Consider the following 26,757-nt stretch of genomic DNA (forward strand, 5'->3'; position numbering starts at 1 on the left):
CCCGCAGCGCGGGCAGGCGCACCGGAAACCGACAACAGCCGCAGGAAACCGTCGTTCGCCTCGCAAGCTTTGAACCAGAACCGCGGATCCGTCACGCGACCCGGCTTCCGGGAAGCCTGGAACCTCCGCCGCCGTATAGGTCGTTATACACCGCTCACTCGCGGATGATCGAATTGAGCGGCCGTCCGGCGGGATACATCGGCGAGGGGCCGGGGCTCACCGTGAACGCGACCGTTCCGGCCAGCGCCACCACCATCGTCAGCCCGCCCAGCAGTGCGCCCGTGCGGGCCAGGTCTCCGCCGTGGCGGCGTCCTCCGCCGAGCAGGCCCAGCACGGTCGCCAGCACTCCGGCCAGCAGCGCCAGGAACCACAGGGCGCCGAGCACGAGGACGAACACCTCGGCCACGATCGGATACACACCGCTGATCAGCAGCCGGGGCCGGACCAGCAGCCAGGCCAGCCAGGTCAGCACCGCGAGCGCGAAACTCACCGCGGCCACCGACACCGCTCCCACGGCCAGGCCGCGGCTGGGTCTTTCTTCGGCATCGAGCGCGGATTCAGAGACAGATTCGGTCATCGCTCAGTGATAGCACCCGGCCCCGACAGAAACCGGCGTTCCGCCCGCATCCCCCCGAACGCACCACTTCCGGAGACGCCGAAGGCCGCCCCCGGCGAACCGGGAGCGGCCTTCGCGAACCACAGACCTCAGACGGTGAACCCGAGCGCCCGCAACTGCTCGCGGCCGTCGTCGGTGATCTTCTCCGGGCCCCACGGCGGCATCCAGACCCAGTTGATCCGGAAGTCGTTCACCAGGCCGCCGGACGTCAGCGCCGCCGACGTCTGGTCCTCGATCACGTCGGTGAGCGGGCAGGCCGCGGACGTGAGCGTCATGTCCAGCGTCGCGGTGTTGTCGGCTTCCACCCGGATGTCGTAGACCAGGCCGAGGTCCACGACGTTGATGCCGAGTTCCGGGTCGACGACGTCGCGCATCGCCTCCTCGACGTCCTCGATCTTGGCGATGTCGGCGGGGGCGGCGGCGGCCTGCTCGGGCAGGTCCGCGGCGGTGCGCCCCTCGCGCGGGTCGGTGACCGTCTCTTCGCTCATGCCTTCTCAGCTCCCGTGGTGGTACTGGACACCGCGTCCTTGAACGCCATCCATCCGAGCAGGGCGCACTTCACGCGCGCCGGGTACTTCGCGACGCCGGCGAACGCGACGCCGTCCTCCAGCACGTCCTCGTCCGGTTCGACTTTTCCCTTGCCCTGCATCAGTTCCACGAAGGCGTCCATGGTCGCGAACGCCTCGTCGACACTGTGCCCGACGACCAGGTCGGTCAGCACCGACGCGGACGCCTGGCTGATCGAGCAGCCCTGCCCGTCGTAGGACACGTCCTCGACTTTGCCGTCGCTGACCTTCACCCGCAAGGTGATCTCGTCGCCGCACGTCGGGTTGACCTGGAACGACTCCGCGTCGAACGGCTCGCGCAGGCCGCGCCCGTGCGGGTTCTTGTAGTGGTCCAGGATGATCTCCTGGTACATGCTCTCCAGGTTCACTTCGCGGCCCCGTCCTGGGCCACCCCGAAGAACTTCTGCGCCTCGCGGATGCCGGCGACCAGAGCGTCCACTTCGGACAGCGTGTTGTACAGGTAGAAACTCGCCCGCACGGTCGCCGGCACCGAACAGGCCCGGTGCAGCGGCCACGCGCAGTGGTGCCCCACCCGCACGGCGATGCCGAGGCTGTCGAGCACCTGGCCGGCGTCGTGCGGGTGCACGCCGTCGATCACGAACGCGACGGTCGCGCCCCGGTCCTCCAGACCGGTCGGCCCGACGATGCGCACGCCCGGGATTTCGCTGATGCCCGCGATCGCCGCCGCGGCCAGCTCGTGCTCGTGCGCCGCGACGCGGTCCATCCCGACGGCGGACAGGTAGTCCACCGCCGCGCCGAGTCCGATCGCCTGCGACGTCATCGGCACCCCGGCCTCGAACCGCTGCGGCGGCGCGGCGAACGTGGTGCGCTCCATCGTGACCAGCTCGATCATCGAGCCGCCGGTCAGGAACGGCGGCATCGCCGACAGCAGTTCGGTCCGGCCGTACAGCACGCCGATCCCGGACGGCCCCAGCATCTTGTGCCCGGAGAACACCGCGAAGTCGACGTCCAGCGCGTGGAAGTCCACCGGGAAGTGCGGCACCGACTGGCAGGCGTCCAGCACCGTCAGCGCGCCGGCCTCCTTCGCCTTGGCGACCAGCTTGGCCACCGGGTTGACCGTGCCGAGCACGTTGGACTGGTGCGCGAACGCGACCACCTTCGTGCGCGGCGTGATCACGCTGTCCACATCGGACAGATCGAGCCTGCCCTCCGGGGTGACCTTGAACCACTTCAGCGTCGCCCCGGTGCGCTGGCACAGCTGCTGCCACGGCACCAGGTTCGCGTGGTGCTCCATCTCGGTGATGACGATCTCGTCGCCCTCGCCGATCCGGAACCGCTCCGCTTCCGGACCGGCGGTGGCGGCGTTGCTCATCGCGTACGCCACGAGGTTGATGCCCTCGGTGGCGTTCTTGGTGAACACCAGCTCCTCCGGGTCCGTGCCGACGAACTCCGCGACCTTGGCGCGCGCGGATTCGTAGGCGTCGGTGGCCTCTTCGGACAGCTGGTGGGCGCCGCGGTGCACGGCCGAGTTCGACGTGAACACGTACCGCCGTTCCGCGTCGAGCACCTGCACCGGCCGTTGCGAGGTCGCTCCGGAGTCCAGGTACACCAAGGGTTTCCCGTCGCGCACGGTGCGCGTCAGGATCGGGAAGTCGGCACGCAGTGCCGCCACGTCAAGGGGAACAGAGTTGGTCGGGCTGTTCGAAGCCGTGGTGGTCATCGAGCCAACTCCTCTCTCGCGGTGTCGTCGGGAACGGGGCGCGGAAGCGTCAGGCCTTGGCCGGCTCGGGGGAACCGGCGTACTTGACGTAGCCGTTCTCCTCCAGCTCGTCGGCCAGCTCGCGGCCGCCGGACTCGACGATCTTGCCGTCGGCGAAGACGTGCACGAAGTCCGGGGTGATGTGCCGCAGGATGCGGGTGTAGTGCGTGATCAGCATGACGCCGACCTCGCCTGCCGCCTTGTACTCGTTGACGCCCTCGGACACGACGCGCAGCGCGTCGACGTCCAGGCCGGAGTCGGTCTCGTCGAGGATCGCGAACTTCGGCTTGAGCAGCGCCAGCTGCAGGATCTCGTGGCGCTTCTTCTCGCCGCCGGAGAAGCCCTCGTTCACCGAGCGCTCGGCGAATTCCTGGGAGATGCCGAGCTTGCCCATCTCCTCCTTGACCTCCTTGACCCAGTGGCGCAGCTTGGGAGCCTCGCCCCGGACCGCGGTGGCCGCGGTGCGCAGGAAGTTCGACATCGAGACGCCGGGCACCTCGACCGGGTACTGCATGGCGAGGAAGAGGCCGGCGCGGGCGCGCTCGTCGACGCTCATCTCGAGCACGTTCTCGCCGTCCAGCAGCACCTCGCCGGAGGTCACCGTGTACTTCGGGTGGCCGGCGATCGCGTAGGACAGGGTGGACTTGCCGGAGCCGTTCGGGCCCATGATCGCGTGCGTCTCGCCGGACCGGATGGTCAGGTTGACGCCCTTGAGGATCTCCTTGGCTCCGTCTTCGGTGGTCACCGAAGCGTGCAGGTCCTTGATTTCCAGGGTAGCCATTCTGCTTTTCCTAAAGAGTCTGAAGTGGACGGACGACGGGCTCAGGCGCCCACGGCTTCGAGCTCGGCCTCGATCGCGGCCTCGAGGCGCTCGCGCACCTCCGGCACGCCGATCCGGGCCAGGATCTCGTGGAAGAACCCGCGCACGACCAGCCGCCGCGCGGCCTCCTCGCCGATCCCGCGCGACTGGAGGTAGAACAACTGCTCGTCGTCAAACCTTCCCGTGGCGCTCGCGTGGCCCGCGCCCTCGATCTCGCCGGTCTCGATCTCGAGGTTCGGCACCGAGTCGGCGCGCGCGCCGGGGGTGAGCACGAGGTTGCGGTTCAGCTCGTAGGTGTCGGTGGCCTCGGCGGCCGCCCGGATCAGCACGTCGCCGATCCACACCGTGTGCGCGTCGTCGCCCTGCAGGGCGCCCTTGTACATCACGTTGGACTTGCAGTTCGGCACCGCGTGGTCCACGAACAGCCGGTGTTCCTGGTGCTGGCCGGCGTCGGCGAAGTACAGGCCGAGCATCTCGACGTCGCCGCCGCGGTCGGCGAAGGTCGCCGTGGGCGACACGCGCACCAGGTCGCCGCCGAGGGTGACCACGGTGTGCTTGAGCGTCGCGTCGCGGCCCAGCCGCAGGTGCTGCTCGGACACGTGCACCGCGTCGTCGGCCCAGTCCTGGACGCTGACGACGGTGATCTTGGCCGAGTCGCCGATGACGAACTCGACGTTGTCCGCGTAGGTGCCGGAGCCGACGTGGTCGAGCACGATCACCGCGTTGGCGAACGCCTCGGCGCGCACCTGCAGGTGGCCGTAGGCGACCTTGCCCTCGCCCGGACCGTGGATCCGCAGCACCGACGGCTTCGACGCCTCGGTCTCCTTCGGCACGGTGACGATCGTGGCCTTGGCGAAGGACGAGTACGCCTGCGCCGCGATGCGGTCGCTCGGCACGCCCGCCTCGCCGAGGCGCGCGTCGTCGCGGCCGACGGTCTCGATCTTCAGCTCCGGCGCGGCCTCGGCCTCCAGCGTGATCTCGCCGGAGGCGACGGCGGACCCGTCGTGCAGGCCGCGCAGGCGCTTCATCGGGGTGAAGCGCCAGTTTTCCTCACGCCCGCCGGGGACCTCGAAGGCCGCGACGTCGTAAGAGGTGAACCGCTCCGCGCGGGAGGCCGCCGGAATGACGGCACCCTCCCGCAGCGACTCGGCGACGTTGTTCTCGGTAACCGACATGACTAGCCGACGGACCCTTCCATCTGAAGCTCGATCAGGCGGTTCAGCTCGAGCGCGTACTCCATCGGCAGCTCGCGCGCGATGGGCTCGACGAACCCGCGCACGATCATCGCCATCGCCTCGGCCTCGTCGAGGCCGCGCGACATCAGGTAGAACAGCTGCTCTTCGCTGACCTTGGACACGGTGGCCTCGTGGCCCATGGACACCTCGTCGTTGCGGATGTCCACGTACGGGTACGTGTCCGACCGCGAGATGGTGTCCACCAGCAGGGCGTCGCAGACCACGCTGGAGCGCGAGTGGTGCGCCCGCTTGGCGACCTTGACCAGGCCGCGGTAGGAGGTCCGGCCGCCGCCGCGCGCGACCGACTTCGACACGATGGTCGAGGACGTGTGCGGCGCGAGGTGCTCCATCTTGGCCCCGGCGTCCTGGTGCTGGCCCTCGCCCGCGAACGCGACCGAGAGGACCTCGCCCTTGGCGTGCTCGCCCATGAGGAAGACCGACGGGTACTTCATGGTCACCTTGGAGCCGATGTTGCCGTCGACCCACTCCATGGTCGCGCCCTCTTCGCACTTGGCGCGCTTGGTGACCAGGTTGTAGACGTTGTTCGACCAGTTCTGGATCGTCGTGTAGCGGCAGCGGGCGCCCTTCTTCACGATGATCTCGACGACCGCGGAGTGCAGCGAGTCCGACTGGTAGATCGGCGCGGTGCAGCCCTCGACGTAGTGGACGTAGGCGTCCTCGTCGACGATGATCAGCGTCCGCTCGAACTGGCCCATGTTCTCGGTGTTGATCCGGAAGTAGGCCTGCAGCGGGATGTCGACGTGCACGCCCTTCGGCACGTAGATGAACGAGCCGCCGGACCACACCGCCGTGTTCAGCGCGGAGAACTTGTTGTCGCCTGCCGGGATCACGGAGCCGAAGTACTCCCGGAAGATCTCCGGGTGCTCCTTGAGCGCGGTGTCGGTGTCCAGGAACAGGACGCCCTGCTCCTCCAGGTCCTCGCGGATCTGGTGGTAGACGACCTCGGACTCGTACTGCGCGGCGACGCCGGCCACGAGGCGCTGCTTCTCCGCCTCGGGGATGCCCAGCTTGTCGTAGGTGTTCTTGATGTCCTCGGGCAGGTCTTCCCAGCTGGCCGCCTGCTTCTCGGTGGACCGCACGAAGTACTTGATGTTGTCGAAGTCGATCCCCGAGAGGTCGGCGCCCCAGTTCGGCATCGGCTTGAGGTCGAACAGCTTGAGCGCCTTCAATCGGGCGTCGCGCATCCACTCGGGCTCGGACTTCTTGGCGGAGATGTCGCGGACGACATCCTCGTTCAGGCCGCGGCGCGCGCTGGCGCCCGCCTCGTCGGAGTCCGCCCAGCCGAAGGCGTATTTGCCAAGGGACGCGATGGTCTCTTCCTGGCTCAACGGCTCGGTGGTGGGAGTGCGCTGCTCGGCAGCGGCAGTCATGCGGGTTTCCCTCCATTCGGGATCCGTGGTGCGTGCCCTTCCGGCGGAGAGGCCGCTTTTCCGGGCGTCGTGCGGTCCGGCTCGGGATGGGCCGGGATACCCGCCGGTCCGGCGGGTACGTGTGTGGTGCACGCGTTGTCTCCGCGCGCGATGGTCGCCAGCCGCTGGACGTGGGTGCCCAGCAGCTTCGCGAACGCTTCCGTCTCGGCCTCGCACAGCTGCGGGAATTCCGCGGCGACGTGCGCGACCGGGCAGTGGTGCTGGCACAGCTGGGCGCCCGCGTGGGCGACCGGGGTTTCCGCGCCGATCTGGCGGGTCGAGGCAGCGTAGCCCTCCCTGCTCAGGGCGATCGCGAGGGCCTCGGCGCGCTCGACCGGATCAGCCGATCCGGTGATCGCCTGCCGGTGCGGCCCGACGAGCCTTTCGACCCGGCGCTCGGCGAACGCGCGCACCGCGTCCGGCCCGGCGTGCTCGGCGAGGAAGCGGATCGCCGACACCGCGAGGTCGTCGTAGGCGTGCCCGAAGCGGGCCCGGCCCGCCTCGGTGAGCAGGAACAGCTTGGCCGGCCGGCCGCGGCCGCGCGGGCCCTTGCGCGGGGCGTCGCGGGTCTCGGCCTCGCCGTCGGCCTGCAGCGCGTCGAGGTGCCGCCGGATCGCCGTCGGGCTGATGCCGAGCTGCTCGGCGACCACCGCGGCGGTCATCGGGCCCTGCTCCAGCAGCAGCCGGGCGACCTCGTGCCGGGTGCGGCCCTCGGCCACGTTCGCGGCGCTGACCTGCACGGGAACGCCGACGGCCGCGGTGCGCGGCCGGTCGCCGCGCCCCTCGCCGGTGGTCCCGTTCTTTTTCACAACACAAGTGTGTCTTATTTCCGGTCCCCGGGCAAAGGCGGGGTGTCGCCCAGTGACCCGACTCACGCGAAACCGGACTCGATACGCTTCCGGGCGTGGCAGTCGGCGAACACCCGGACCAGCGGGCCCCGGAACCGGACTTTTCCGGCGACGCTCCCGCCGCCGTGCCCGCCTCGCCCGCCCCCGCGCCGTCCCCGGTCGGACCGCGCCGCACCGATCCGCTGAACGCCGCCGAGACCCGCGGCCTCGACGCGGTCCGCCGCTTCGGCACGGTCGGCTCCCTGTTCCTCGCGCTCGGCTCGCTCGGGGCCGGGGCCGCGCCGGTGATCAACCCGGTGCAGGACCTTCCGGTGCTGCGGCTGTTCATCCGGATCCCGACGGTCTCGCTCGCGATCGCGTTCTCCGGGATGGGCATCCTGGTGCTGAGCTGGCTGATGCTCGCCCGGTTCGCCCGTCCGGCGAGCGCGCGGCTGGCCACCAGCGGCCAGCTCGCCCGGACCGTGGCGATGTGGGTCGCGCCGCTGCTGCTGATCCCGCCGCTGTTCTCCCGCGACGTCTACAGCTACCTCGCGCAGAGCGAGATCGTGCACCGCGGGATGGACCCGTACCAGCTGGGCCCGGCGCAGGCGCTCGGCGTCGCGGACCCGCTCACCGCGGGCGTCACCAACATCTGGCGCGAGACGCCCGCCCCGTACGGCCCGCTGCTGCTGCGGCTCGGCGGCTGGCTCGCCCCGGTCGGCGGCAACAACATCGTGGCCGGCGTGCTGCTGCAGCGCGGGCTCGCGATGGTCGGCGTGCTGCTGATCGTGTGGGCGGTGCCGCGGCTGGCCCGGCGGTTCGGCGTGCAGCCGGCCACCGCGCTGTGGCTCGGCGCGGCGAACCCGTTGCTGATCTTCCATTTCGTCGCCGGCGCGCACAACGATTCGCTGGCCATCGGGCTCATGGTGGCCGGGCTGGAGATCGGCATCCGGCGGCTGCCGGTGCGGGTGAAGGGCGACAGCCCGCCGCCGTTGGCGAAGGGCGAATTACTGTTCATCGCGCTCGGCGTCGTCATCATCACCGTCGGCGCCACCGTGAAGATCCCGGCGGTGCTGGCGTTGCCGTTCCTGTCGGTGATGGTCGCGCGCCGATGGCACGGGCGGCTGAAGGACCTGGTGTGGGCGGGCGCGCCGATGGCGGTGCTGTTCGGCGTGGTGCTCACCGCGATCTGCGTCGGCACCGGGCTGGGCTTCGGCTGGATCGGCGCGACGGCGAGCACGCCCGGGCTGGTGCGGTCGTTCATCTCCCCCACCGCGGAGATCGCGAACCTCAGCGGCGTCCTCGGCATCGCGCTCGGGCTGGGCAACCACACCGACGCGCTGGTGCCGATCCTCGGCACGCTCGGCAACGCGATCACCGCGGCGGTCACGATCAAATTCCTGTGGGCCAGCTTCAAATGGCGCTACCGGCCGATCATCGGGCTCGGCGTTTCGCTGGGCGCGGCGATGATCCTGCAGATCAACCTGCAGCCGTGGTACCTGCTGTGGGCGGTGATCCCGCTCGCCGCGGCGGCCGGGACGTCGCGCTTCCGCGTGGTCGCCACGGTGATCAGCGCCGGGCTGCCCTTCCTGCTCCCGCCCACCGGCGGCACCTTCGACGGCCGTTCCTACGTCCTGCCGTGGGCCTACGGCGCGGCCGCTCTGGTGACCCTCGGCGGCCTCGCGATCGTGTACCGGGTTTCGCCGCTGCTGTTGTCCAGGACACCTCCGGCGTCCCCAGCACCGCGCACGCCCGCCGACGTCGTATCGTGATTCGTTGTGGACAACCCCGCCGTCGAGATCTCCGGCTTGGCGAAAAGCTACGGCTCCACCACCGCGGTCGACGGCATCGACCTGCGCATGGAGCGTGGTTCCGTGCTGGCCCTGCTCGGGCCGAACGGCGCCGGAAAAACGACCACTGTCGAGATTTGCGAGGGTTTCCGCAGACCTGACGCGGGCCAGGTGCGCGTGCTCGGCCTCGACCCGGTAGTGGACAGCGCCCGGCTCCGCCCGCGCGTCGGCATCATGCCCCAGGGCGGCGGCGCGTACCCGGGCGTGCGCGCGGAGGAAATGCTGCGGCTGGTCGCTTCCTGCGCGGCGAACCCGCACGATCCGGCGTGGCTGCTCGACGTGCTCGGGCTCGCCGGCGCGAAGCGGACCCCGTTCAAACGGCTCTCCGGCGGGCAGCAGCAACGGCTTTCGCTCGCGTGCGCCTTGGTCGGCCGCCCAGAGCTGGTGTTCCTGGACGAGCCCACCGCCGGGATGGACCCGCAGGCGCGGCGGCTCGTGTGGGATTTGCTCGCGGCCCTGCGCGCGGACGGCGTGAGCGTCCTGCTCACCACGCACCTGATGGAGGAGGCGGAAACGCTGGCCGACCAGGTGGTGATCGTGGACCACGGCAAGGTGGTCGTCGAGGGCACGCCGCATTCGCTGACGCTGGAGGCGGGCGAGGCGGCGCAGCTGCGGTTCCGCGCCCGCACGAAACTCGACACGACGCTGCTCGAAGCCGCGCTGCCGGAGGGCTACCGGGTGAGCGAAACCGCGCCCGGTTCGTACCTGGTGGAGGGCGCGGTCGACCCGCAGGTGGTCTCCGCCGTCACCGCCTGGTGCGCGCAGCAGGGCGTGCTGCCCGAACAACTGCAAGTCGGACGGCGGACGCTGGAAGAAGTGTTCCTCGAACTCACCGGACGGGAGCTGCGCGCATGAGTTCTCCGTTCCCCGCGGGCACTTTCGCCCCCGCGCCCGGCCGCGGTTCGCTCGGCAAGATGCTGCGCACGCACGCGCGCGTCGAGGCCGCGCTGACCCTGCGGCACGGCGAACAGCTGCTGCTCACCCTGATCATCCCGCTCGCGCTGCTGATCGGCCTGAGCCTGCTGGACATCCTGCCCGCCAGCCAGCTCGGCTCGACGTCCAAAGTGGACTGGATGACGCCGAGGATCCTCGCGCTGGCGGTGCTGTCGTCGGCGTTCACCGGACAGGCGATCGCGCTCGGCTTCGACCGGCGGTACGGCGTGCTGAAACGGCTTTCGGCCACGGCGCTGCCGCGCTGGCTGCTGGTGGCCGGACGGGTCGTGGCGGCGCTGGTCGTGGTGGCGCTGCAGTCCGTGGTGCTCGGCGTGGTGGCGGCTTTCCTGGGCTGGTCGCCGTCGGTTGCCGGGATCGGTTCCGCGGTCGTGCTGCTGGTGCTGGGAACGCTCGCTTTCGGCGCGCTGGGCGTGCTGCTGGGCGGTGCGCTGCGCGCGGAAGCCGTGCTGGCGCTGGCGAACATCGTGTGGTTCGTGCTGCTGCTGGCGGGCGGGATTCTGCTGGCCCCGTCGGCACTGCCGTCCGGCGTGGGAGTGGTGGTGTCGCTGCTGCCGTCGGGCGCGCTGGCGGAAGGCATGCGGGCGGCGCTGGTGGACGGGCAGTTCCCGGTCGGGGCCGCGGTGGTGCTGGCGGGGTGGGCCGTGGTGGCCGGAGTGCTGGCGACGCGGACTACGAAACTCACGTAGGAGGGGGTCGTGAGTGCCAATCACGGTTCTAACCGGCATAAACACTCACGAGGCCCTGGCACCCACCCCAGCCGCGCGAGCACCGTCCCCACCTCCCGTGCCACCCCGCACCTGTCGCGATGCACGTCCCACCAGCCGTACACAAGACGGGCCCGGCCAGCGAGTTCGGCCGCATTGTCGCGACGCCGGTCCCGAAACGCCACGCCACCCACGCTGTGCGCCGCGCGGCCGTCCAGCCGGACTACGAGGCTTTGCCCACCGATTTCGTAAACCACGTCCTCCCATAACGTCTTGCCGTCGACCACGACCGGAACCTGCCGCCGGCCCGGCGGAAAGCCGTGCGCCCGTTCCACCTCGTCGAAGTACTCGGCCTCCAGCGCGGACATCAGACCGCCTCCGACGAGCTGCAACGCGCGGGCGATCGCCGCCCGATAGCGCAGCGGCGGCCTGGCCTCGATGCACCCGAGCATTTCCGACACGCTCAACGCCTGCCTGCTGACCAGATCGATCACCAGGTACATCGCCGACCGCGCGTCCGGCTCGGCCACCGCCAAATCGACGATCGTGTCCGTCTTCCGCGTTCGCGGCGGAACGCTCGCCAGTGCCGAGAACGCGAGCGCACGAGACCGATGCACCCGCACGGCCGGCATCTTCGATACTGCCGAACTTCCGTACGGCACCGTGATTTCGATCGGGCCGGCGCCGATCGGCACCATTTTCCATTCCTCCGCGGCGGTCCGATGGCTAAGCACGCTGTGCTTTCCGCCGTAAAGCACAGCCGCGTGCAGCAGAGCCGTTCGGCTCGGCTCGCCGGTGAATGTCGCGTATACGCGGGGAAGCACCCGCTGCCATCGGCGGGCAGCGAGATTCGACGCGACGTCATGCCAGCTGTGCCCGTAGGCTCTCAGCTGCGCGAACGACACCACTCCTGCCTGGCTGCGCACCATCGAACGCCAGCCACCAGCCTGCTCCGCGGGTATCCGGTCGTTTTCCGACCATCGTGAGTGAAGGGGCATGAATCCACCTTTGCGGTGGCGGCGAAGCTGTGGCGGCGGTCTCACGAAATCTGTGGATAGGCGAGAGGGTTGGGGACAGGTGTGGTCGTGAGTGGCGATCCCGGTTAGAACCGTGATTGCCGCTCACGAGTATCGTGGCCGCGTGTCCCTTCGCAGTTTGATCGCCCGCCTGCCGTATCCGTCCGCCGGGGTCCAGCGCGGCGTCGGGATCGCCGCGGTGGTCACGCAGGCAGGCATCGGCGTCACCGGGTCCGTGGTGCGGGTGACCGGGTCCGGGCTGGGCTGCCCGACCTGGCCGCAGTGCGTCGCGGGCAGCCTCGTGCCGGTGCAGCACCCCGGCATCGACGCGGTCACGCAGTGGATCGAGTTCTCGAACCGGATGCTGACCGGCGTCGTGATCCTGGTGGCGGCGCTGGCCGTGCTCACCGCGTGGCGGATCCAGATCGACCACCCGGAGCGCAAGCGGCTGGTGAAGCTCGCCTGGACGATGCCGGGAGGCGTCGTGCTGCAGGCGGTCATCGGCGGGCTGACGGTGCTGGCGAAACTGGAATGGTGGACGGTCGCGATCCACTTCCTCGCCTCCACGCCGCTCGTGTGGCTGGCGGTCCTGCTGCTGAAGGCGTTCCGCGAAGGGGATGAACCGGCGCGCCCGCTGGTCCCGAAACTGGGGCGGCAGATGCTGGTGCTGCTGACGGTGCTGATGTGGGCGGTCCTGATCGCCGGCACGACGGTCACCGGCGCGGGCCCGCACGGCGGCGACGTCAACACGCACCGCCTCGACGCCCCGATCGAGCAACTGGCACGGGTCCACAGTGCATTGCTGATCGCGTACCTCGTCGTGCTGGGAGTCTTCGGGCTCACGCTGATGCGCGTCGGTGCGCCGAAGAGCGTCTGGAAGCGGTACGCGTGGGCGTGGATTGTCGCGCTGCTGCAGGGCGTTCTCGGGACGGTGCAGTACGCGCTGGGCGTGCCCGAGGCGATGGTCTCCTTCCACGTGCTGGGGTCGGCGCTCGTGATCGTCGTGACGGCCGTGCTGTGGACGGGGACCCGCGACCGGGGTCCGGTCACTTCGCTGGAGCCCGCGCAGAAGCGGGAACTCGCCACCGCGAACTGACGGTCATCCACGCGTAACTGCGCGTCGGCCCGGCGGACAGGTCCGCGGCTTACCGTCGTCGCCGTCCGGCTTTCCGAAAAGCCCGAGGTGCCGCTATGCCGACCGCCCCTGCCCGTGCCGCGAAACCGCTTCTCTCCGGGCGTCGCGGGACCGCCGAAATGCTGGTCCTCAAGACGTTCCTGCTCGTACCGTTCGCCGCGCTGATCGCCGCCGTGCCGCTGCTGTGGGGATGGGGCATCGGCTGGACCGACCTGATCCTCGCGACCGTGTTCTACGTACTCGCCACCCTCGGCGTGACCGTCGGATACCACCGCTACTTCACGCACGGCGCGTTCAAAGCGGGCCGCCCGCTGCGGATCGCGCTCGCCATCGCGGGCAGCATGGCCGTGCAGGGTTCGGTGATTTTCTGGGTCGCGAGCCACCGCCGCCACCACGCGTTTTCCGACCGCGAGGGCGATCCGCATTCGCCGTGGCTGTTCGGCACCTCGCCGTCGGCGCTGCTGCGCGGGTTCTGGCACGCGCACCTGGGCTGGATGTTCCAGCGCGAGGTCACCAACGCCGACCGCTTCGCCCCCGACCTCGTCGGCGACCGCGACCTGCGCCTGGTGAACCGGTTCTTCTGGCTGTGGATCACGCTCAGCCTCGCCCTGCCCGCCGCGCTCGGCTGGGCGTTCAGCGGCACCTGGCAGGGCGCGCTGACGGCGTTCTTCTGGGCCGGGCTGGTGCGGATCGCGTTCCTGCACCACGTGACCTGGTCGGTGAACTCGGTGTGCCACCTGATCGGCCACCGCCCGTTCGCGAGCCGCGACCGCGCGGCGAACTTCTGGCCGCTGGCCCTGCTGTCCATGGGAGAGTCCTGGCACAACTCCCACCACGCCGACCCGACCTGCGCCCGGCACGGCGTACTGCGCGGCCAGGTGGACGTCTCGGCGCGGGTGATCTGGGCCTTCGAACGGCTGGGTTGGGCGACCGACGTCCGCTGGCCCCGCGCGGAACGCCTCGCGGCCAAACGGCGAACGGCTTAGGCCAGCTGCTGCCGCACCGCCGACGCGAACCGCAGCGGCGCACCCGCGTCCGCGTGCCGGAAGCCCAGCGACGGCTCGGTCACCTTCAGCTCCAGCACCAGCGGACGGCCGTCGTCGCCTCGGACCAGGTCGACCCGCGCGTACAGGAGTTCCGCCCGCAGAATGCCGAGCAACCCGCACGCCGCGTCCAGCGCGTCCTCCGCCGCCGCGCGCACCTCCGGAGCCGGAACCGCGGCCGCGAGCTGCTTTTCCCGGTACTGCCCGGAAGCATCGGACTCCGCGGATTTCGTGAAGGCGTGCGAATAAACGCCGCCGAAGAACGTCACCGCGATCTCGCCCTGAGTGTCCACACTGGACTGATACGGCCGGACCAGAGCGGTGCGCCCATCGTCGTGCAGAGCGCGCAGATGCTTCTCCGCCTCGGCGCCGGCGGTCTCGAACCGGGCGGAGCCGCGGCCCACCGAAGGCTGCACCACGAACGGCTTCTTCGGCCAGCGCGGCTTCTCCCCCGGCGGCACGATCTCGACCGGCACCGTCGGCACGCCCGCGTCGAGCAGTTCGCCGAGATACGTCTTGTCCGTGTTCCACCGCACGACCGCGGCCGGGTTGCTCAGCCCGGGCACGCCTTCGCACCAGCTGAGGAATTCCTCCCGCCGCGAAGGGTAGTCCCAGGCCGCGCGCAGCACGACGAGGTCCGCCGAGGCGAAGTCGGCGTCCGAATCCCAGGCCGCCCAGCTCACGGTGAATCCGAGGTCCGCGAGCGCGGGCAGCACCGCGGCCTCGTCGCCGTCGCCCTCGGGCAGCGCGGCGCAGCCGACGAAAATCGCCGAGCGGGTCACCGTCCCGCTCGCGGCCCGGCCATCTTGCGCCGGTGCGCGGCTCCGATTTTGACCGTCTTCACGGTTTCGCTGTCCCATTCCGCGGCCTCGAGGTCGTCGACCCCGGCGACCAGCGCGTTCCCGGTCTCGACCCCGGCGACCAGCACGTCGCCCATCGCGCCGTCCGGGCCCACGAGCACGACCCGCGCGCCGGCGATGCCGATGTTCTCGACCACGGCGCGCGCCGGTTTGCCGTGCTTCGCCACGAAGTCGCGGGCGGTCGCCAGCTGGCGGGCAGTCGGCGCGGTCGGCGTGTTTTCGGTCTCCTCAGCCACGTCCGGAGCTTAACCCGAGACCCCCGCCCCCGCGGCCCGACCGTGTTCTCGGCCATAGTGGACGCCAGACGCGCACATCTCGAGGAGGAACCATGCCGACCGCAGTGCAGGTGACCCGGACCGGCGGCCCGGAAGTGCTGGAACTGGCCGAGATCGAGCCCGGTCCGCCGGGTCCGGGCGAACTGCTGGTCGAACTCGCCGCGGCGGGCGTCAACTACATCGACACTTACCAGCGCCAGGGCATCTACCCGATCGACCTGCCGTTCGTGCTCGGTTCCGAAGGCGCCGGAACGGTCCTGGAGACCGGCGAGGGCGTCACCGAATTCGCCCCCGGCGACCACGTGGCCTGGCAAGGCGTGCTCGGCAGCTACGCCCAGCGCGCGGTGGTCCCGGCCAGCGCCACGGTGAAGGTGCCCGAAGGCGTGTCCGACGAGATCGCCGCCGCCGCCATGCTGCAGGGCCTGACCGCGCACTACCTGGTGCGCTCGACGTACGAAGTCAAGGCAGGCGACGACATCCTCGTCCACGCGGCGGCCGGCGGCGTCGGCTTGCTGCTGGTGCAACTGGCGAAGGCGCGCGGCGCGCGAGTGCTGGCCACGGTGTCCACCGACGAGAAGGCCGAGCTGGCCCGTGGCGCGGGCGCGGACCACGTGATCCGCTACGACCGCGAGGACTTCGCCGCCGCGACCCGCGAGCTGACCGACGGCGAAGGCGTCGCCGTGGTGTACGACGGCGTCGGCAAGAGCACCGTCGACGGCAGCCTCGCGAGCCTGAAGATCCGCGGCACGCTGGCGCTGTTCGGCGCGGCCAGCGGCCCGGTGCCGCCGATCGACCCGCAGAGGCTCAACTCCGGCGGTTCGCTCTTCCTGACCCGCCCGACGCTCGCCCACTACCTGCGCACCCGCGAGGAACTCGACTGGCGCGCCGGCGAACTGTTCGCCGCCGTGCGGGACGGTTCGCTCGCCATCCGCGTCGGCGGCCGCTACCCGCTCGCCGACGCCCGCAAGGCGCACGAGGACCTGCAGGGCCGCCGGACGACCGGGAAGCTGCTGCTGCTCCCCTGAATCAGCCGACCGAGAGGGCGTCCGTCACGAACACCAGCGTTTCGTTGGGCGCGATGCCGCGTCCGCCGTCCTTGTAGGCCAGTGCGGGCGGAATGATCATCAGCCGCCGCCCGCCCTGTTTGACGCCGACGAGACCCTGGTCCCAGCCGTCGATCACCTGGCCGGCGCCGAGGTCGAGGCCGAACGGCTCGCCGCGGTCGAACGAGCTGTCCAGCTTCTTCTTGTTCGACCAGGTGACGACCAGGTAGTTCATGGACAGCTTCGACCCGGCCGCCGCGGCCTTCCCGGTTCCCGTCGAGAGGTCCTTGGTGAGCAGCTTCTTCGGCGGGGCGCAGTCGTCCGGGATCGTGATCGTCGGCACCTGGCCGAAGTTCCCCGTGGTTTTGACGTCGTCCACGGTGCACTCGCGGCTCGGCGCCGCGCTGCTGTCGTCGCCGCAGGCCGTAAGTCCGAACGCGGCAACCGCGGCGATCGCGCCGATGACGGCAGTCCTGCCAAATTTCTGCATTCCGGAAGACTAGCCAAGCCCGCCGAGCGCAGGGACCGCCGGACCAGTCCGCACCACGCCGAGCCGCTGCGTCGCCCGGGTCAGCGCCACGTACAGGTCGTTGAGCCCGCGCGCCGAGCCCGCCACGATCTCGTCCGGCGACACCAGCACGACGCCGTCGAATTCCAGCCCCTTGGCCCGGTCCACGGTCAGCACGCTGAGCCGCTCGTCCTCCGGGAGCAGCTTCCGCACCTCGTCGAGGCGGCCGCCCGGCACCAGCACCGCGACCGTCCCACCGTCCACAGCGGACAGTTCCGCGTCCACCAGCGAAGGCAGTTCCTGCTCCAGCGAAGCGACCCGCACGCCCCACGGCGGCACCCCGGTCTCCCGCACCGACACCGGCGCGGCGAGGTCCACGTCGAGTTCGGCGAGCACGCCCGCCGCCACCTCCATGATCTCCGCCGGAGTCCGGTAGTTCACCGTCAGCTGCTCCAGCCGCCAGCGGTCCGCGACATACGGCGACAGCACCTCGTCCCAGGTCCGCGCTCCCCCGGCGGCCCCGGTCTGCGCGACGTCGCCGACCAGCGTCATCGACCGGTTCGGCGTGCGGCGCATCAGCAGCCGCCAGTCCATCGCGGACAGTTCCTGCGCCTCGTCCACGATCACGTGCCCGAACGTCCACGTCCGGTCCTGCGCGGCCCGCTGCGCCGCGGTCAGCTCGCTGCGCGCTTGCTGGCGTTCGGCGAACAACTCGGCGTCCAGCACGTCGGACACCCGCAGGATCTCCTCGTCCTGGATTTCCTCGTCCTGTTCGAGAATGTCCAGCACGCCCTCGGCATACGCGCGCTCGACGCGTTCCCGCCGCTTCTGCTCAGCCTGCTCCTCGGAGTCGTCGTTGCCGAGCAGTTCGGCCAGTTCGTCCAGCAGCGGCACGTCGGCGGGCGTCCACTTCGCGTCGCGGCCGCTTTCCAGGTGCTTGCGGTCCTCTTCGGACAGCAGATCGCCGGCCGCCCGGTCGAGGTGTTCGCGGTCGGCGAACAGGTCGTCCAGCAGGCCCGCCGGGGTGAGTTTCGGCCACAGCGAGTCCAGCGCGGCGGCCACCGCCGGGCTCGAGGCCAGTTCGGCGCGGATGTCCTGCACGTCCTGCGCGTCCAGCAGGTCCTCGCCCAGCGCGCGGGAGGCCTGCCGGGTGAGCGCGTCGAGGACGTCGGACACGAACAGCCGCCGCGCGAGGTTGTGCGGCCGCCGCGAACGGCGGGCCCGGGCGCGCGCCTGCGTGCAGGTCTTCCGGTCGAGCTTCAGGATCTCGCGTTCGTGCTCGATCTCGATCACCGGATCGGGTACACCTTGGCGATCCCGGACCGCCTTGGCGAGCACGTCGGCCATCACCAGCCGGCCCTTCACCTCGGCCGCTTCCGGGGTCTCGACGCCGTCGGCGTCCAGCCCCGGCCACAGCTGCCCGATGGTCGACAGCAGCACGCCGGTCTCGCCGAGCGACGGCAGCACCTGGCCGATGTAGCGCAGGAAGGTCGAGTTCGGCCCGACGACCAGCACGCCGCGCGTGGTCAGCTGCTGGCGGTGCGTGTAGAGCAGATACGCCGCGCGATGCAGCGCGACCGCGGTCTTCCCGGTGCCCGGCGCGCCCTGCACCACCATCACCCCGCCGAGCGGCGCGCGGATGATCCGGTCCTGCTCGGCCTGGATGGTGGCGACGATGTCGGCCATCTCGCCGGTGCGGCGGCGCTCCAGCGCGGCCAGCAGCGCCGCCTCGCCGGCCAGCCCGAGGTCCTGGCCCTGGTCGGCGGCGTGCAGGTCGAGGATCTCGTCGTCGAACCCGGTGACGCGGCGGCTCAGCGAGCGCAGATGCCGCCGCCGGCGCACGCCGTCCGGCGACGCGGCGGTGGCCAGGTAGAACGGCCGCGCGACCGGCGCGCGCCAGTCGATCAGCAGCGGCCGGTAGTCGTCGTCCTCGTCGAACAGCCCGAGCCGTCCGATGTAGGCGGTCTCTTCCTCACTGCTGCCGGGCACGAAGTCCAGCCGCCCGAAGCACAATCCCTGCTCGACCGAGCCGAGCTGGGCGAGCCGGTCGCTGTACAAGGTCGTGGCGGCTTCGCGTTCGGTCCGCGCCTGCGGCGTCCCGCCGGTCTGGCGCAGCGTCTCGTCCAGCCGGCGCTGGGCCTGGGCTCGTTCGGCGTCGAGCTTCGCGAACAACGCGTCGGTGTAGGCCTGCTCGCGGCGCAGCTCGGCTTCGTAGGCCGGTTCCTCGGGCAAGGAAAGCTCCTGCTTTCAGGTCGGGATCGGGGCCGGAAGAGTGCAACCGGCGAGGATCCCGGGCCATTCCTGCCCGGTGCGGAACGGGTCGGAAAACGGGTCAGAAGGGGAGGCCGAGGACCGGAAGGCCGATCGCCGAGTCGACCGCCAGCGCGACGAACACGATCATCAGGTACGTGTTCGAGCGGTGGAAGAGCGCCATCGGCTTGGTCTCCTCGCCGCGGTGCACGGCGGCCTGCAGCCGGTGCGCGTAGAAGAGGAACCAGCCGCCGGCGAGGATCGCGAAGGTCGCGTACAGCCAGCTGGTGACCGGGAGCAGCAGCAGGGTCCAGGCGACCATCACCCACGAGTAGATGACGATCTGCCGGGCCACGTGCTCGGCGGTCGCGACGACCGGGAGCATCGGCACGCCCGCGCGCTCGTAGTCGTCGCGGTACTTCATGCCCAGCGCCCAGGTGTGCGGCGGCGTCCAGAAGAAGATCACGCCGAACATCACGAACGCGGGCCACTGCACGGTGCCGGTGACCGCGACCCAGCCGATCAGCACCGGCATGCAGCCGGCCGCGCCGCCCCAGACCACGTTCTGCGACGTCCGCCGCTTGAGGCCGAGGGTGTAGACGAAGATGTAGAACAGGATGGTCGCGATCGCGAGGACCGCGGCCAGCAGGTTCACCGTGAAGTACAGGACGACGAACGAGGCGACGCCCAGGACCAGGCCGAAGATCAGCGCGTTGCGCCGCGGCACCGCGTCCTTCACCAGCGGCCGCCGCTTGGTGCGGTTCATGACCTTGTCGATGTCGCTGTCGATCACGCAGTTCAGCGCGTTGGCGCTGCCCGCGGCCATGGTGCCGCCGACCAGCGTCGCGACCACCAGCCACGGGTTCGGCACCTCGCGCCCGGCGAGGAACATCGCGGGGATCGTGGTGACGAGGAGAAGCTCGATCACGCGCGGCTTCGCGAGCGCGGCGTACGCGCCGGCCACCTGGCGGAAGCTTCGCCGGGCCCCGCTCGGCCGTCCGCCGTCCGGGGGTACGGCGCTGGTGTCTTCACTGCGTCCGTGCGCAGCGTTCACCAACGACATTTCTCTCCCTGAGTCAGTCCTGGGCCGGGCGGCCCGGAAGAAAGAAGCGGAACTCCTGGAGAACTTCCGTGCCTGGCCCGCGATCGATGGTAGACGTGACGGACCGGTCCGATGCCCGCGGGTCCGGGACACGCCCGGCGGTGTTCCCTCCGTCACGTCCGCCGCCGGGAGCCCGGATGAGTCGGGAGGGCCCGCGGCGGGTAGCCGGGGAACGACAGGCGGGCAGGATCACCTCACCCGCAGGGTGCTCGCCCGCGCTCGCGCGCACGCGTACGCACTAGGGTGACACCGTCGGGCCGCTCGCTCCGCCTGCACAGCGCCGTCAGCAGGAATATCGTCCCTTCGGGATCGATTGAGATAACTGAGGGCGCACACCGCAGCACTTGAGCGGCACGCACGGAATACAGCCACCACTTCACCGACGCAGGAGTTCGAGTTCAGTGTCCGAAACCTCTAGCAGCGAGACCAACCCCTTGCTCCGGCGCAACGTGCCGGCCGACTGGACCGAGACCGACACCCGCGCCGTAGACACCGCCCGCGTGCTCGCCGCGGACGCCGTCGAGAACTGCGGCAGCGGGCACCCGGGCACTGCGATGAGCCTGGCGCCGCTGGCGTACACGCTGTTCCAGCGCACCATGCGGCACGACCCGAGCGACCCGGAGTGGCCCGCCCGCGACCGGTTCGTCCTCTCCGCCGGGCACTCCAGCCTGACCCTCTACATCCAGCTGTACCTGGCCGGGTTCGGCCTCGAGCTGGAGGACCTCGAGCAGCTGCGCCGCTGGGGCTCCAAGACCCCGGGCCACCCGGAGTACCGGCACACCAAGGGCGTCGAGACCACCACCGGCCCGCTGGGCCAGGGCCTCGCGAACGGCGTCGGCATGGCGATGGCGGCGCGGCGCGAGCGCGGCCTGCTGGACCCGGACGCCGCCCCCGGCGAGAGCATCTTCGACCACTTCATCTACGTGATCGCCTCCGACGGCGACATCGAAGAGGGCGTCACCTCCGAGGCCTCGTCCATCGCGGGCCGCCAGGAGCTGGGCAACCTGATCGTCTTCTACGACGACAACAAGATCTCCATCGAGGACGACACCAACATCGCGCTGTCCGAGGACGTCGCGAAGCGGTACGAGGCCTACGGCTGGCACGTGCAGACCGTCGAGGGCGGCGAGGACGTCGTCGCGATCGAGGCGGCCATCAAGGCGGCGCAGGCGGAGACCACGCGGCCGTCGTTCATCCAGCTGCGCACGATCATCGGCTACCCGGCCCCGACGAAGATGAACACCGGCAAGGCGCACGGCGCGGCGCTGGGCCCGGAAGAGGTCGCCGGCGTCAAGAAGGCGCTGGGCTTCGACCCGGAGAAGAACTTCGCCGTCGAGGACGCGGTTCTCGCGCACACCCGCCAGGCCGTGGAGCGCGGCGAAAAGCTGCGCGCCGAATGGCAGGAGCGCTTCGAGGCGTGGGCCGCGGCGAACCCGGAGCGCAAGAAGCTGGCCGACCGGCTGTCCACCCGCACGCTGCCCGAGGGCTTCGCGGACAACCTGCCGTCGTGGGAGCCCGACGCCAAGGGCATCGCCACCCGCAAGGCCTCCGGCGAGGTGCTCAACGCGCTGGCCGAGCCGCTGCCCGAGCTGTGGGGCGGTTCCGCGGACCTCGCGGAGAGCAACAACACCACCATGAAGGGCGCCGACTCGTTCGGCCCGGCCTCGGCCGGCACCGACATGTGGAAGACCAACCCGTACGGCCGCACGCTGCACTTCGGCATCCGCGAGCACGCGATGGGCTCGATCCTCAACGGCATCGCGCTGCACGGCGGCACCCGGCCCTACGGCGCGACCTTCCTCACCTTCTCCGACTACATGCGCCCGCCGGTCCGGCTCGCTGCGCTGATGAAGGCCCCGGTCATCTACGTGTGGACGCACGACTCGATCGGCCTCGGCGAGGACGGCCCGACGCACCAGCCGATCGAGCAGATCGCCGCGCTGCGCGCGATCCCGGGCCTCAACGTCGTCCGCCCGGCGGACGCCAACGAGACCGCGTACGCGTGGAAGGCCGTGCTGGAGGACGTGCACCACCCGTCCGGCTTCGCGCTGACCCGGCAGAACGTGCCGGTGCTCGAAGGCACCAACGCCGAGGGCGTCAAGCGGGGCGGCTACGTGCTCGCCGAGGCGTCCAACGGCGCCCCGGAGGTCGTGCTGATCGCGACCGGTTCCGAGGTCCAGCTCGCCGTCGAGGCGCGCAAGACCCTCGAGGCCGACGGCATCCCGGCCAGCGTCGTGTCGATGCCGTGCGTCGAGTGGTTCGACGCGCAGGACCAGGACTACAAGGACGCCGTCCTGCCGCCGACGGTCAAGGCCCGCGTTTCGGTCGAGGCCGGGATCGCGATGCCGTGGCAGCGCTTCACCGGCGACGCCGGCGAAAACGTGTCGATCGAGCACTACGGAGCCTCGGCCGACGCCGCGACGCTGTTCCGCGAGTTCGGCTTCACCGCCGAAGCCGTGGTCGACGCCGCGCGCCGTTCGATCGCCAACACCAAGAACTGAAGGGAGCGCAATCATGACTGACCGACTCGGACAGCTGTCCGAAGCAGGCGTCTCGATCTGGCTGGACGACCTTTCGCGCGAGCGCCTGAACTCGGGCAACCTCGCCGGGCTCATCCGCGACAAGCACGTCGTCGGCGTGACCACCAACCCGACCATCTTCGCGAACGCGCTGTCGAACGGCGCCGCCTACGACGAGCAGGTCAACGACCTCGCCGCGCGCGGGGCGGACCTCGACGGCACCGTCCGGGAGCTGACCACCACCGACGTGCGCAACGCCGCGGACCTGTTCCGCGACGTGTACAACGCCACGAACGGCGTCGACGGCCGCGTGTCCATCGAGGTGGACCCGCGCCTGGCGAAGGACACCGACAAGACGGTGGCCGAGGCCAAGGACCTGTGGAAGACCGTCGACCGGCCGAACGTGATGATCAAGATCCCGGCGACCGAAGAGGGCCTGCCGGCGATCACCGCGGTGCTCGCCGAGGGCATCAGCGTCAACGTCACGCTGATCTTCTCCGTCGAGCGCTACGAGGCCGTCATCAAGGCCTTCTTCGCCGGACTGGAGCAGGCGAAGGCCAACGGCCACGACCTCAAGGGCATCCACTCGGTCGCGTCGTTCTTCGTGTCCCGGGTGGACAGCGAGGTCGACAAGCGGCTGAACGCGATCGGCACCGACGAGGCCAAGGCGCTGCTGGGCGAGGCGGCCATCGCCAACGCGCGGCTCGCGTACGACGCCTTCGAGAAGCTGTTCGCCACCGACCGGTGGAAGGCGCTCGCCGAGGCGGGCGCGAACGCGCAGCGTCCGCTGTGGGCCTCCACCGGCGTGAAGGACCCGGCCTACTCCGACACCCGGTACGTCGACCAGCTCGTGGTCGCCGACGTCGTGAACACGATGCCCGAGAAGACCATGGACGCGGTCGCCGACCACGCCGAGATCACCGGCGACACGGTTTCCGGAAAGGGCGAGCAGGCGCAGGCGGTCTTCGACAAGCTGTCGGCGGCGGGCATCGACGTGCCGGACGTGTTCCGCACGCTGGAGACCGAGGGCGTCGAGAAGTTCGAGAAGTCCTGGCAGGAACTGCTGGACACGGTGACCGGGCAGCTGAACAAAGCGAGGGGCTGAACCAGAGACCATGAGCGGGGACGAAACCGGCGTCGTGATCGTCGACGCCGAACTGGCAGAAAAGGCAGCGCCGCTGGCGCAGCGGCTGGCCGCCGACGGCGCCGCTGCCAAGCTCGCCGCCCAGGACTCCACGCTGTGGGGTCCGGACGCCGAGTCCGAAGCGTCGATCCGATTGTCCTGGACGACGTTGCACAAGTCGTCGCGTCCGTTGATCGGGGAAATCGAGTCGCTGCGCGCGGAACTGCGCAGCGAAGGCGTGGACCGCGTGGTGCTCGCCGGCATGGGCGGCTCGTCGCTCGCGCCGGAGGTCATCACCGCCACCGCCGGCGTCCCGCTCACGGTGCTCGACACGACCGACCCCGGCCAGGTGGCCGACGCGCTCGCGGGCGACCTCGAGCGCACGGTCATCGTGGTGTCGTCGAAGTCCGGCGGCACCGTGGAGACCGACAGCCACCGCCGGATCTTCGCCAAGGCGTTCGCGGACGCCGGGATCGACGCCGCGCGGCGCATCGTCGTCGTGACCGATCCCGGCTCCCCGTTCTCCGAACTGGCGGAGAAAGAGGGCTACCGCAAGACCTTCCTGGCCGACCCGCACGTCGGCGGCCGCTACTCCGCGCTGACCGCGTTCGGCCTCGTGCCGGCCGGTCTCGCGGGCGCGGACGTCGCGCGCCTGCTCGACCAGGCCGCCTCGGTGGCGGAAACGCTCGCCGAGGACGCGCCCGAGAACCCGGCCGTGCAACTGGCCGCGGCTTGGGCGGCCGCGCACGAGGCGGGCGCGGAGAAGGTCGTGCTGGCCGACACCGGTTCCGGGATCAAGGGTTTCCCGGACTGGGCGGAGCAGCTCATCGCCGAGTCCACCGGCAAGCTCGGCACCGGCCTGCTGCCGGTGGCCGTCGAGAGCCCGGAAGCGCCCGGGTTCGCCGACCACGGCAAGGACGCGACCGCGGTCGCGATCGGCGCCCCGGCGGGCGCGGCGCAGATCTCGGTGACCGGCCCGCTCGGCGCGCAGTTCCTGGTGTGGGAGTTCGCGACCGCGCTCGTCGGACGGCTGATCGGGATCAACCCGTTCGACCAGCCGGACGTCGAGGCGGCCAAGAAGGCGGCTCGCGCGCTGCTGGACGACCCGGAGAAGCTCAAGGGCGGCGAGGCACCGGCCACTGTGGACGGTGCGGTCGAAGTCTTTGGCAGCGAAGGAGTTTCGACCGAAGGCAAGCTCGCCGACGTGCTGCGCGCGTTCTTCGGCTCGGTGGCCGACGGCGGTTATATCGCCGTGCAGGCCTACCTCGACCGGCTGGACGACGCGTCGACTTCCTTGCTGCGCGCGGAAATCGCCAAGCGGACCGGCGTGCAGACCACGTTCGGCTGGGGCCCGCGGTTCCTGCACTCCACCGGGCAGTACCACAAGGGCGGCCACCAGAACGGCAGCTTCCTGCAGATCACCGGCGCGGTCGGCGAAGACCTGCCGGTGCCGGACCGCCCGTACACGCTGGGGCAGCTCCAGCACGCGCAGGCGCTCGGCGACGGCCAGGTGCTCGCCGAGCACGGGCGCCCGGTGCTGCGGCTGCACTTGACCGACCGCGCCGCCGGGCTCGCCGAGCTCGTCCGGGCAGTGCAGGAGGCCGCCCAGTGACCACCTGGCGCAACCCGCTGCGGGACCCCCGCGACAAGCGGCTGCCGCGGATCGCCGGGCCGTCGAGCCTGGTGATCTTCGGCGTCACCGGCGACCTGGCGCGCAAGAAGCTCATGCCCGCCATCTACGACCTCGCGCACCGCGGGCTGCTGCCCGCCGGGTTCTCGCTGGTCGGCTTCGCCCGCCGGGACTGGGAACACCAGGACTTCGGCGAGCTGGTGCACGATTCGGTGCGCGAGCACGCGCGGACGCCGTTCAAGGAGTCGGTGTGGAACCGGCTCGCCGAAGGAATCCGGTTCGTCCAGGGCACTTTCGACGACGACGAGGCCTTCGACCGGCTCGCGAAGACCGTGCGCGAACTGGACGAGGAGCGCGGCACCGGCGGCAACACCGCGTTCTACCTGTCGATCCCGCCGGGCGCGTTCCCGGTGGTGACCAAGCAGCTGGCGCGTTCGGGCCTCGCGCAGGCCGACGAGAACACCTGGCGGCGCGTGGTCATCGAGAAGCCGTTCGGGCACGATCTGAAGAGCGCCAAGGAACTCAACGCGATCGTGAACGACGTCTTCCCCGAGGAGTCGGTGTTCCGCATCGACCACTACCTCGGCAAGGAGACGGTGCAGAACATCCTGGCGCTGCGCTTCGCGAACCAGCTGTTCGAGCCGATCTGGAACGCGAACTTCATCGACCACGTGCAGATCACCATGGCCGAGGACATCGGCCTCGGCGGCCGCGCGGGGTACTACGACGGGATCGGCGCCGCGCGCGACGTCATCCAGAACCACCTGCTGCAGCTGCTCGCCTTCACCGCGATGGACGAGCCGCTGTCGTTCGAGCCGAAGGCGCTGCGCTCGGAGAAGGCCAAGGTGCTGGCCGCGACCAAGCCGATGCTGCCGCTGGACGAGACCACCGCGCGCGGGCAGTACGCGGGCGGCTGGCAGGGCGGCACGAAGGTGCCGGGGCTGCTGCAGGAAGCCGGGTTCGCGAAGGACTCGAAGACCGAGACGTACGCCGCGGTGACGCTGGAGGTGCAGAACCGCCGCTGGGCGGGCGTGCCGTTCTACCTGCGCACCGGCAAGCGGCTCGGCCGCCGCGTCACCGAGATCGCGGTCGTGTTCAAGCGCGCGCCGCACCTGCCGTTCGATTCCACCTCCACCGAGGAGCTGGGGCAGAACGCGCTGGTCATCCGCGTGCAGCCGGACGAGGGCATCACGCTGCGGTTCGGGTCGAAGGTGCCGGGGACCACGATGGAGGTCCGCGACGTCACGATGGACTTCGGCTACGGCCACGCGTTCACCGAATCGTCGCCGGAGGCCTACGAGCGGCTGATCCTGGACGTGCTGCTGGGCGAGCCGTCGCTGTTCCCGGTGAACGAGGAAGTCGAGCTGTCGTGGGAAATCCTCGACCCGGTGCTCTCGCACTGGGCCAAGCTCGGCACCGCTCCGGAGCAGTACCCGCCGGGCAGCTGGGGTCCGAAGTCGGCGGACGAGATGATGGAACGTACCGGCAGGCACTGGAGGCGGCCGTGAGGCACAATCGCGAAGCGGACCGC

Annotated in this window: 24 protein-coding genes; 10 read left to right on the forward strand and 14 right to left on the reverse strand. The window is 70.5% G+C overall.

The genetic code is table 11. From position 1 onward, the window contains the following. Positions 1-154: 154 nt before the first annotated feature. The 8 genes from F9C12_RS10320 to F9C12_RS10355 form a co-directional block, all read right to left on the reverse strand. Positions 155-577: a hypothetical protein gene (locus F9C12_RS10320; RefSeq protein ID WP_409465717.1), complete on the reverse strand. Its 423-nt coding sequence runs from the start codon at positions 575-577 to the stop codon at positions 155-157. A 128-nt stretch (positions 578-705) separates the two neighbouring features. Next, the gene (locus tag F9C12_RS10325; RefSeq protein ID WP_409465718.1) at positions 706-1,104 is read right to left on the reverse strand and encodes a metal-sulfur cluster assembly factor; all 399 of its coding nucleotides are present in this window, start codon (positions 1,102-1,104) and stop codon (positions 706-708) included. Continuing rightward, the gene (gene sufU / locus F9C12_RS10330; protein WP_409181770.1) at positions 1,101-1,550 is read right to left on the reverse strand and encodes a Fe-S cluster assembly sulfur transfer protein SufU; all 450 of its coding nucleotides are present in this window, start codon (positions 1,548-1,550) and stop codon (positions 1,101-1,103) included. Before sufU ends, F9C12_RS10325 begins: the two co-directional genes overlap by 4 nt. Next, complete coding sequence (locus F9C12_RS10335; protein WP_409465719.1) at positions 1,547-2,863, reverse strand: cysteine desulfurase; 1,317 nt, start codon at positions 2,861-2,863, stop codon at positions 1,547-1,549. Before F9C12_RS10335 ends, sufU begins: the two co-directional genes overlap by 4 nt. A gap of 49 nt (positions 2,864-2,912) precedes the next feature. Then, entirely contained in the window at positions 2,913-3,683 is a 771-nt protein-coding gene (gene sufC / locus F9C12_RS10340; protein ID WP_409465720.1) for a Fe-S cluster assembly ATPase SufC, read from the reverse strand. 41 nt (positions 3,684-3,724) lie between these two features. Further along, positions 3,725-4,897, reverse strand: a complete 1,173-nt coding sequence (gene sufD / locus F9C12_RS10345; RefSeq protein WP_409181773.1) for a Fe-S cluster assembly protein SufD — start codon at positions 4,895-4,897, stop codon at positions 3,725-3,727. A gap of 2 nt (positions 4,898-4,899) precedes the next feature. Beyond that, entirely contained in the window at positions 4,900-6,348 is a 1,449-nt protein-coding gene (sufB, locus tag F9C12_RS10350; RefSeq protein WP_409181774.1) for a Fe-S cluster assembly protein SufB, read from the reverse strand. Beyond that, positions 6,345-7,196 carry a helix-turn-helix transcriptional regulator gene (locus tag F9C12_RS10355; protein ID WP_409465721.1) on the reverse strand — a complete coding sequence of 284 codons (852 nt, stop codon included), beginning with the start codon at positions 7,194-7,196 and terminating at the stop codon, positions 6,345-6,347. The genes sufB and F9C12_RS10355 overlap by 4 nt, the downstream gene beginning before the upstream one ends. Positions 7,197-7,360: 164 nt before the next feature. Here F9C12_RS10355 and mptB point away from each other — a divergent pair, with 164 nt between their 5' ends. From mptB to F9C12_RS10370, 3 genes are read left to right on the forward strand one after another with little or no spacing between them, the layout of a single operon-like run. Then, positions 7,361-8,986 carry a polyprenol phosphomannose-dependent alpha 1,6 mannosyltransferase MptB gene (mptB, locus tag F9C12_RS10360; protein ID WP_409466988.1) on the forward strand — a complete coding sequence of 542 codons (1,626 nt, stop codon included), beginning with the start codon at positions 7,361-7,363 and terminating at the stop codon, positions 8,984-8,986. A 6-nt stretch (positions 8,987-8,992) separates the two neighbouring features. Next, positions 8,993-9,919, forward strand: coding sequence for an ABC transporter ATP-binding protein (locus tag F9C12_RS10365; RefSeq protein WP_409465722.1), 927 nt, complete (start codon positions 8,993-8,995; stop codon positions 9,917-9,919). Next, positions 9,916-10,704 (forward strand): ABC transporter permease, encoded by a 789-nt coding sequence (locus F9C12_RS10370; protein ID WP_409465723.1) that lies wholly within the window; start codon positions 9,916-9,918, stop codon positions 10,702-10,704. Before F9C12_RS10365 ends, F9C12_RS10370 begins: the two co-directional genes overlap by 4 nt. Before the next feature lie 20 nt (positions 10,705-10,724). Here the strand turns inward: F9C12_RS10370 and F9C12_RS10375 are convergent, their stop codons facing one another. Beyond that, positions 10,725-11,720, reverse strand: a complete 996-nt coding sequence (locus F9C12_RS10375) for a hypothetical protein (RefSeq protein WP_409181778.1) — start codon at positions 11,718-11,720, stop codon at positions 10,725-10,727. Between the two features lie 142 nt (positions 11,721-11,862). On the opposite strand from F9C12_RS10375, the gene F9C12_RS10380 reads away from it, so the two are divergent. Then, positions 11,863-12,834 (forward strand): COX15/CtaA family protein, encoded by a 972-nt coding sequence (locus F9C12_RS10380; protein WP_409465724.1) that lies wholly within the window; start codon positions 11,863-11,865, stop codon positions 12,832-12,834. A gap of 95 nt (positions 12,835-12,929) precedes the next feature. Further along, entirely contained in the window at positions 12,930-13,859 is a 930-nt protein-coding gene (locus F9C12_RS10385; protein ID WP_409465725.1) for an acyl-CoA desaturase, read from the forward strand. On the opposite strand, the gene F9C12_RS10390 is transcribed toward F9C12_RS10385, so the two are convergent. Together F9C12_RS10390 and F9C12_RS10395 are read right to left on the reverse strand one after the other, a co-directional pair. Further along, the gene (locus tag F9C12_RS10390; RefSeq protein ID WP_409465726.1) at positions 13,856-14,698 is read right to left on the reverse strand and encodes a hypothetical protein; all 843 of its coding nucleotides are present in this window, start codon (positions 14,696-14,698) and stop codon (positions 13,856-13,858) included. The two genes, F9C12_RS10385 and F9C12_RS10390, sit on opposite strands and share 4 nt — an antisense overlap. Then, positions 14,695-15,012 carry a hypothetical protein gene (locus F9C12_RS10395; RefSeq protein WP_409181781.1) on the reverse strand — a complete coding sequence of 106 codons (318 nt, stop codon included), beginning with the start codon at positions 15,010-15,012 and terminating at the stop codon, positions 14,695-14,697. Before F9C12_RS10395 ends, F9C12_RS10390 begins: the two co-directional genes overlap by 4 nt. A gap of 92 nt (positions 15,013-15,104) precedes the next feature. On the opposite strand from F9C12_RS10395, the gene F9C12_RS10400 reads away from it, so the two are divergent. After that, a complete protein-coding gene (locus F9C12_RS10400; RefSeq protein WP_409465727.1) occupies positions 15,105-16,076 on the forward strand; it encodes a quinone oxidoreductase family protein in 972 nt (323 codons plus the stop codon). Position 16,077: 1 nt separating this feature from the next. Here F9C12_RS10400 and F9C12_RS10405 read toward each other — a convergent pair whose 3' ends face one another. The 3 genes from F9C12_RS10405 to F9C12_RS10415 all read right to left on the reverse strand — a co-directional run bounded on the left by F9C12_RS10405 (position 16,078) and on the right by F9C12_RS10415 (position 19,915). After that, entirely contained in the window at positions 16,078-16,584 is a 507-nt protein-coding gene (locus tag F9C12_RS10405) for an FKBP-type peptidyl-prolyl cis-trans isomerase (protein WP_409465728.1), read from the reverse strand. A 9-nt stretch (positions 16,585-16,593) separates the two neighbouring features. Beyond that, entirely contained in the window at positions 16,594-18,834 is a 2,241-nt protein-coding gene (locus tag F9C12_RS10410; protein WP_409465729.1) for a HelD family protein, read from the reverse strand. A gap of 100 nt (positions 18,835-18,934) precedes the next feature. Further along, positions 18,935-19,915, reverse strand: a complete 981-nt coding sequence (locus F9C12_RS10415; RefSeq protein ID WP_409465730.1) for a heme o synthase — start codon at positions 19,913-19,915, stop codon at positions 18,935-18,937. A 440-nt stretch (positions 19,916-20,355) separates the two neighbouring features. On the opposite strand from F9C12_RS10415, the gene tkt reads away from it, so the two are divergent. The 4 genes from tkt to zwf are packed head-to-tail and all read left to right on the forward strand — an operon-like array spanning position 20,356 to position 26,734. Continuing rightward, a complete protein-coding gene (tkt, locus tag F9C12_RS10420) occupies positions 20,356-22,455 on the forward strand; it encodes a transketolase (protein WP_409465731.1) in 2,100 nt (699 codons plus the stop codon). A 13-nt stretch (positions 22,456-22,468) separates the two neighbouring features. Beyond that, positions 22,469-23,578: a transaldolase gene (gene tal, locus F9C12_RS10425; RefSeq protein ID WP_409465732.1), complete on the forward strand. Its 1,110-nt coding sequence runs from the start codon at positions 22,469-22,471 to the stop codon at positions 23,576-23,578. 10 nt (positions 23,579-23,588) lie between these two features. Further along, positions 23,589-25,208 (forward strand): glucose-6-phosphate isomerase, encoded by a 1,620-nt coding sequence (locus tag F9C12_RS10430; protein WP_409465733.1) that lies wholly within the window; start codon positions 23,589-23,591, stop codon positions 25,206-25,208. Next, positions 25,205-26,734: a glucose-6-phosphate dehydrogenase gene (gene zwf, locus F9C12_RS10435; protein ID WP_409181788.1), complete on the forward strand. Its 1,530-nt coding sequence runs from the start codon at positions 25,205-25,207 to the stop codon at positions 26,732-26,734. Before F9C12_RS10430 ends, zwf begins: the two co-directional genes overlap by 4 nt. The last annotated feature ends 23 nt before the right edge of the window (positions 26,735-26,757 follow it).

Origin of the sequence: Amycolatopsis sp. GA6-003 (assembly GCF_046267895.1) — a bacterium.
Lineage (GTDB): Bacteria > Actinomycetota > Actinomycetes > Mycobacteriales > Pseudonocardiaceae > Amycolatopsis.

Excerpts from the sequence above, each read along its gene's own strand:
- sufD (WP_409181773.1), bottom strand. The coding sequence starts at position 4,897 with ATGTCGGTTACCGAGAACAACGTCGCCGAGTCGCTGCGGGAGGGTGCC.
- F9C12_RS10375 (WP_409181778.1), bottom strand. The coding sequence starts at position 11,720 with ATGCCCCTTCACTCACGATGGTCGGAAAACGACCGGATACCCGCGGAG.
- F9C12_RS10385 (WP_409465725.1), top strand. The coding sequence starts at position 12,930 with ATGCCGACCGCCCCTGCCCGTGCCGCGAAACCGCTTCTCTCCGGGCGT.
- F9C12_RS10415 (WP_409465730.1), bottom strand. The coding sequence starts at position 19,915 with ATGTCGTTGGTGAACGCTGCGCACGGACGCAGTGAAGACACCAGCGCC.
- sufB (WP_409181774.1), bottom strand. The coding sequence starts at position 6,348 with ATGACTGCCGCTGCCGAGCAGCGCACTCCCACCACCGAGCCGTTGAGC.
- F9C12_RS10335 (WP_409465719.1), bottom strand. The coding sequence starts at position 2,863 with ATGACCACCACGGCTTCGAACAGCCCGACCAACTCTGTTCCCCTTGAC.
- F9C12_RS10370 (WP_409465723.1), top strand. The coding sequence starts at position 9,916 with ATGAGTTCTCCGTTCCCCGCGGGCACTTTCGCCCCCGCGCCCGGCCGC.
- F9C12_RS10430 (WP_409465733.1), top strand. The coding sequence starts at position 23,589 with ATGAGCGGGGACGAAACCGGCGTCGTGATCGTCGACGCCGAACTGGCA.
- F9C12_RS10320 (WP_409465717.1), bottom strand. The coding sequence starts at position 577 with ATGACCGAATCTGTCTCTGAATCCGCGCTCGATGCCGAAGAAAGACCC.
- F9C12_RS10400 (WP_409465727.1), top strand. The coding sequence starts at position 15,105 with ATGCCGACCGCAGTGCAGGTGACCCGGACCGGCGGCCCGGAAGTGCTG.
- F9C12_RS10325 (WP_409465718.1), bottom strand. The coding sequence starts at position 1,104 with ATGAGCGAAGAGACGGTCACCGACCCGCGCGAGGGGCGCACCGCCGCG.
- sufC (WP_409465720.1), bottom strand. The coding sequence starts at position 3,683 with ATGGCTACCCTGGAAATCAAGGACCTGCACGCTTCGGTGACCACCGAA.
- F9C12_RS10405 (WP_409465728.1), bottom strand. The coding sequence starts at position 16,584 with ATGCAGAAATTTGGCAGGACTGCCGTCATCGGCGCGATCGCCGCGGTT.
- tal (WP_409465732.1), top strand. The coding sequence starts at position 22,469 with ATGACTGACCGACTCGGACAGCTGTCCGAAGCAGGCGTCTCGATCTGG.